The sequence below is a fragment of the Salinibacterium sp. genome (assembly GCF_031364185.1).
Lineage (GTDB): Bacteria > Actinomycetota > Actinomycetes > Actinomycetales > Microbacteriaceae > Rhodoglobus.
Window position 1 is genome coordinate 1 of the sequence record NZ_JANLVV010000195.1, and the last position, 5,709, is coordinate 5,709.

Consider the following 5,709-nt stretch of genomic DNA (forward strand, 5'->3'; position numbering starts at 1 on the left):
GGCGGCGAATTCCTTCAGGCCCCGGTAGTGGGACCAGATACCGGCATCACCGCCCTGGCTACGCTAAGCAATCCCCGCGAGGGTGCGCTCGTTTTTGCGGTCGACCCGGTGAAGTTTGCCGACGAAGTCGCGCGCGCCGCAGAGGCCGGAGCGATCATTCTCGTTCCCGTGATTGAGGGCGTCTCGTACGACGGAGGCACGTTCATCGTCGTAGACAACCCCCGGGCAGCTTTCGCCGCCGCAGTGCGGGAGTTCTTCGAGCCGAGGCCATGTGCTGGCATCTCTCCGACCGCGATGATCCACGAATCGGCGATGATCGACCCGACCGCGTCCGTTGGGCATTTCAGCGTTATCGGCGCGGGTGCCTCCATCGGCGCGGGTGTCGAGATTCGCCATCATGTCGTGATCGGTGTTGATGTTGTGATCGGTGCGAAAAGCCTCATCAAGAGCCACGCGGTGATCGGTGAGGAGGGGTTCGGTGTTGAGCCAGACGCTGAGGGCAATAACCTTCGCCTTCCGCACGTTGGATCGGTGGTCTTGGGTGATTCCGTTGAGGTGGGAGCCTTCACCACTGTGTGCTCCGGGACGATCGAACCCACTACAGTTGGCCCCTTCACCAAAATCGACGATCATGTGCACGTGGCTCACAACGTCTCGATCGGATCAAACGTGATCATCACCGCGTGCGCCGAGATTTCGGGAAGCGTAAGGATCGGGGATCGGGCATGGGTGAGTCCCAACGCGTCGATCATCCAGGGCGTATCGGTCGGCGACAACGCGCTCATCGGCATCGGCGCGGTCGTCATCCGCTCGGTACCAGCATCCGAGGTGCATTTCGGTAACCCCGCGAAGAAGTTTCGGGATCGGTGACCGTCGTTGATCAGTAGTTCTCCGCAGGCACCTTGTCGAACCACCAAAAGGGGTGTGTCAAAACCTGAAGTTGAGGCACTTTATCGACCCAGAGACCGAAGTGACCTTCACGCCAGTTGCCGCTACTGTCACTCAGGTATTTGAGCGTCGGAGTGGTGAACCGCTCCTCATAGGCGTGATACCGCACAGTGTCAGACCAGCTCTCGAGAAGGGCGTTGGCGAACGCCAGCCCACCCATGCGCGCCGGCTCATGCAGGCTGAATCCGGTGAATGATCGGCCGAGAGCGGCTTCGAAGACGTTCTTCTGGCGCTGAGCCCACTCGCGTTCGTCTCCGCCGAGAACGCTGCCGATCCCGCCCTCGAGATGTAGACCGATTTCGTGGCCCAGTTCCTCCATCTCGGTGATGGCGGATAACGACGGAAGTGACATCAGGTTGTAGCCACGCGCATGAACGCGCACGAAGATCGATGAAGAGCATCCTGCATCGGCATCTAGCCGAGCCACCCGCAGGGCCTGCTCGATTGAGTTGTCGAGGTCGTGACGCAGAACCAGGTGTTTAGGTTGGGGGTTCTTCAGGAATTCGACAAAGCTTGTCACCGCATAACCGGCGTCCTTGTAGGCCCGCAAGGTGTTGGAGTAGTCGGCGAACGAGAAGCCCAAGCCGTCGGGAGGGGTGAGTTGCATTGGCGCCGTTTTCTGATCAGTGGGGCAGGAGACTTCGACGGGTGGTGCGTCAGGTGGCCGGGAGTTGATAAGAAAGGCCGTCGGAGACCAGTTCTTCGGCGATGCGCACGACGTTGGTGCCCTCCGCCAGCGTGACGATACCCTGAGGCTCGCCAGCGAGCACGGAGTCGCGGAATGCCTCGTGCTCCGCTACCAGCGGCTCCTTACGGATCAGCGCGAACCTCGTGACGTCGCCCTCGGAGACGCCGTGGAACTCTGTTCGGGCCTGCCAGATGTCTTCGGTCGCGCTGTTTTGATAGTGCGTAAGGTCGGCGGTGAGTGTGTCGGCCACGAGGACGCCCTTTTCCCCGGTGATCACGGTCACGCGTTCTTTGAAGGGCGTCAGCCAGTTCACTGTGTGCGAGACGATGGCACCACCGGAAAGAGTTCCCACGGCGAGCACCATATCCTCGTGCTCGCGTCCGCTGCGGTGAGTTATGCGCGCGTTCACGCTCACGTAGCTCTGCTGCGCAACCCACGCGGTGAGGTCGATGTCGTGAGATGCGAGATCCTTGACGACACCCACGTCCGCGATGCGTCCGGGAAATGGCCCCTGCCTGCGAGTGGCGATCTGGTAGATCTCGCCGATCAACCCGTCTTCAATGCGCTGGCGCGCGGACTGCAGTGCCGGGTTGTAGCGTTCGATGTGCCCGACCCCGCCGATCAGGCCGGCAGCAGTGAACAGGTCGCGCAGCTCCGAAGCCGCTTCTGTCGTCGCCGCGACCGGCTTCTCGATAAGAGCGTGGATCCCCCGCTCAGCGAGAGCGCGGCCCAGTTCAAGGTGGTAAACGGTGGGAGCCGCGACGACGCAGTAGTCGACGCCCATTTCGAGAAAACGATCGAGGTCGGCGATAACCGGCTTTCCTTCGATCTCTGGCCCGACACCGGGAGCAGGATCGAAAACGCCAACGAAGTTCACTCCGTCCAGGTTATTCAACACGCGGCTGTGATACCGGCCCATCACACCCAAGCCGATGACGCCCGCGCGCAACGTCATCAGGCGCCCGCCTCCGCGACCGCGTTCACGGCATCTACAATCGACGCGAGGTCGTCGTCGGTCAACGAGGGATACACCGGCAGCGACAGCACTTCGGCTGCGGCCTGCTCGGTGACCGGCAGGTCGAGATCGAGCGCGAACGATGGCAGACGGTGAATGGGTGTGGGGTAATAAACCCCGCTGCCCACACCCCGCGTAGCCAGCTCCGAAGCGAACGCATCTCGCTCGTGACCCGCGATTCGGATCGTGTACTGGTGGAAGACGTGCACGGCGCCGGAAGCCGTAGGTGGCGTCACAACCCCCTTTAAGTTTTCGGTGAAGAACGCGGCGTTCGACTGCCGCTTCGCCGTCCAAGCGGCCAGCTTCGTCAGTTGCACGCGGCCGATCGCTGCGTGAATGTCGGTCATGCGGGTGTTGAATCCCACGACCTCGTTCTCGTAGCGCCTCTCCATCCCCTGGTTGCGCAGCACGCGCGCCATTCGCGCCACATCCTCGGACGGTGTGGTGATCATCCCACCCTCACCGGAGGTCATGTTCTTCGTGGGGTAGAACGAGAAAGAGCCTGCAACGCCCCACGCGCCGACCGGGATTCCATCGACGGATGCTGCGTGAGCCTGCGCGGCGTCCTCCAATAAGAGCAGGTCGTGCTTATCGGCGATGTGTTTCAGCGCCACCAGGTTGGCCGGATGACCGTAGAGATGCACCGGCATGATCGCCTTGGTGCGGGGTGTGATCGCCGCCTCGACGGCGGCCGGATCGATCGCAAACGTGTCGATCTCGATATCGACGAAAACCGGGATCGCGCCGGTGAGCGCCACGGAGTTCGCTGTCGCAGCGAAACTGAACGACGGCACGATCACTTCGTCGCCTTCGCCCACCCCCGCAGCGAGAAACGCCATGTGCAGGGCAGAGGTGCCCGAGTTCACGGCGACACAGTGCATCCCGTTTACAATCCCGGCGAATTCACTCTCGAACGCGGCGACCTCCGGGCCCTGGGCGAGCATCCCGGACTGCATGACTCGATCGACCGCAGCGCGCTCGTCATCGCCGATCTCTGGCTTTGCTGCGGGGATCATGTCACTACCTCTACTAATTCGTTTACATCTATCTCGCGGTACCGCGCACCGGTGACCGGGCAGATCCAGTCACCGTCATTGTCCCGACTGAGCGGATGCCCGGCCGAACCCACCCAGCCAACCCGACGTGCTGGGCTGCCGACGACGAGCGCGAAATCGGGCACATCTTTCACCACAACCGACCCCGCACCCACGAGAGCCCAACGGCCGATGACCACCGGCGCGATGCAAGTGCTGCTCGCGCCGATCGAGGCGCCCTCGCGGATATCCACGCCGACCGCCTGCCAGTCATCCCCAGATTTTGGTGTTCCGTCGGCATTGATGGCACGCGGGAAATGATCGTTCGTCAGTACGACAGCAGGGCCAATGAACACACCCCGCGCGAGCCTGGCTGGCTCATACACGAGCGCATAGTTTTGAATCTTGCAGTTATCGCCAACCTGAACACCAGAACCCACATACGCTCCGCGGCCGACGATGCAGTTCTCGCCCAGATGAGCACCATCACGAACCTGCGCGTAATGCCACACCTTGCTGCCTGAGGAAATCGTTGCGGTCGGTGCCACGTCGGCGGTCTCATGAACGAAGCCAGACGGTGCAGGCATACAGGCTCCAGGGTGTTCGCGGAAAGTTGGTTTAAGCGTAGCCGATCCCTGCCGGAGAGACTGTAGGCCGTCGTTAGACTGGCGCGATGCGCGTAATGGTCACCGGGGGAGCCGGATATATCGGTGCCCACACCAGTCATCTCCTGGCCGGCCGCGGAGACTTCGTGCTCATTGCTGACGACCTCTCCACTGGATCGAGGGCACGCGTCGCCGACTTTCCGCTACTCGAAGTTGACCTCGCCGAACCGGCCTCGGTGGCTGTCGTCGCGGACGCCATTCGAACCCACCGGATTGACTCGGTCATCCACTTCGCTGCTCGGAAGCAGGTCGCAGAATCGGTCGAACGGCCCGCTTGGTATTACCAGCAGAATGTCGGTTCGATCTCGAATCTAATCCTTGCCCTCGAAGTGGAGAAAACCTGCCCGCGACTGGTCTTCTCCTCGACGGCTGCGGTCTACGGCCAGGCGGGCGGGGTCATAGACGAAAATCGCCAGCCCGCCCCCGTGAATCCGTATGGCGCGTCAAAGCTCGCGGGTGAGCAGCTGATCGATGCCACCGCCGCCGCATGGCCGCTCAGCGCGGCGAGCCTGCGCTACTTCAACGTCGGCGGGTCGTCTCGTGCAGAACTCGCCGATACGGGTGCGTCCAATCTGATCCCGATCATCATGGACCAGCTCATCTCCGGGCAGCGACCCGGGATTTTTGGCAGCGACTACGACACGCCGGACGGAAGTTGCGTCCGCGACTACGTGCACGTCGCAGATGTTGCCGAGGCACACCTGGTGGTGCTCGATTGGCTGGTGGGGCATACCGGGCACGACGTGATGAACGTGGGCACAGGAACCGGCACGAGTGTGCTGGAAATGGTGCGTGCCCTGATGGATATATCTGGGATTCGGGCGGAGCCCCAGACGCTGCCCAGGCGGCCCGGCGATGCCGCGGAAGTAGTGGCGGCCGTCGGCCGGATCGCGACCGAGACCGGATGGCAGGCGCGCTTCGCGCTCGACGACATCGTGGCATCTGCCTGGGATGCCCGCCTGCATGCATCGGTGGCCTCTGGCCCTGTCTAACGTCGGGTCGCCTTATCGCCTCAACGTGCCAGCGGACAGAGTTCTCGGCGGCACCAATCGATAGCGATAAAGGCGATTTCCTGCACGAAAAGCGCACTCATCACCGGCGTCACCGGGCAGGATGGCACCTATCTCGCGCGGGACCTGCTGGAACAGGGGTTCGAGGTTCACGGGCTCGTCAAGCCCGGCGACGTGACGCTGGGCGAGCGGTCGCCCGGTGTCATCGCCCACGAAGGCGATCTGACCGATTCGGCCTTCCTCAGCGAACTGATTGCCCGCGTCGAACCGGATGAGATCTACAACCTCGCCGGCCAGACGTCGGTGGCGCTGTCATTCGAGCAGCCGGTCGAGGCGCTCGAAAGCATCG

The 5,709-nt window shown here is 62.5% G+C and carries 7 protein-coding genes; 3 read left to right on the forward strand and 4 right to left on the reverse strand.

All coding sequences use genetic code 11. The features are described from left to right. Positions 1 to 870: LpxD N-terminal domain-containing protein (locus RMN95_RS08370; RefSeq protein WP_309616476.1), on the forward strand; the 870-nt coding region annotated here is incomplete at its 5' end. 10 nt (positions 871 to 880) lie between these two features. Here the strand turns inward: RMN95_RS08370 and RMN95_RS08375 are convergent. The 4 genes from RMN95_RS08375 to RMN95_RS08390 are packed head-to-tail and all read right to left on the reverse strand — an operon-like array spanning position 881 to position 4,272. Next, positions 881 to 1,555, reverse strand: coding sequence for a GCN5 family acetyltransferase (locus tag RMN95_RS08375; RefSeq protein ID WP_309616477.1), 675 nt, complete (start codon positions 1,553 to 1,555; stop codon positions 881 to 883). Between the two features lie 49 nt (positions 1,556 to 1,604). Beyond that, entirely contained in the window at positions 1,605 to 2,591 is a 987-nt protein-coding gene (locus RMN95_RS08380) for a Gfo/Idh/MocA family oxidoreductase (protein WP_309616478.1), read from the reverse strand. After that, positions 2,591 to 3,667: a DegT/DnrJ/EryC1/StrS family aminotransferase gene (locus RMN95_RS08385; RefSeq protein WP_309616479.1), complete on the reverse strand. Its 1,077-nt coding sequence runs from the start codon at positions 3,665 to 3,667 to the stop codon at positions 2,591 to 2,593. Before RMN95_RS08385 ends, RMN95_RS08380 begins: the two co-directional genes overlap by 1 nt. Continuing rightward, positions 3,664 to 4,272 carry an acyltransferase gene (locus RMN95_RS08390; RefSeq protein WP_309616480.1) on the reverse strand — a complete coding sequence of 203 codons (609 nt, stop codon included), beginning with the start codon at positions 4,270 to 4,272 and terminating at the stop codon, positions 3,664 to 3,666. Before RMN95_RS08390 ends, RMN95_RS08385 begins: the two co-directional genes overlap by 4 nt. Positions 4,273 to 4,358: 86 nt before the next feature. Here RMN95_RS08390 and galE point away from each other — a divergent pair, with 86 nt between their 5' ends. After that, positions 4,359 to 5,342 carry a UDP-glucose 4-epimerase GalE gene (gene galE / locus RMN95_RS08395; protein ID WP_309616481.1) on the forward strand — a complete coding sequence of 328 codons (984 nt, stop codon included), beginning with the start codon at positions 4,359 to 4,361 and terminating at the stop codon, positions 5,340 to 5,342. A 75-nt stretch (positions 5,343 to 5,417) separates the two neighbouring features. After that, a partial coding sequence (locus RMN95_RS17150) for a GDP-mannose 4,6-dehydratase (protein WP_397545270.1) occupies positions 5,418 to 5,709 on the forward strand: 292 nt, incomplete at its 3' end.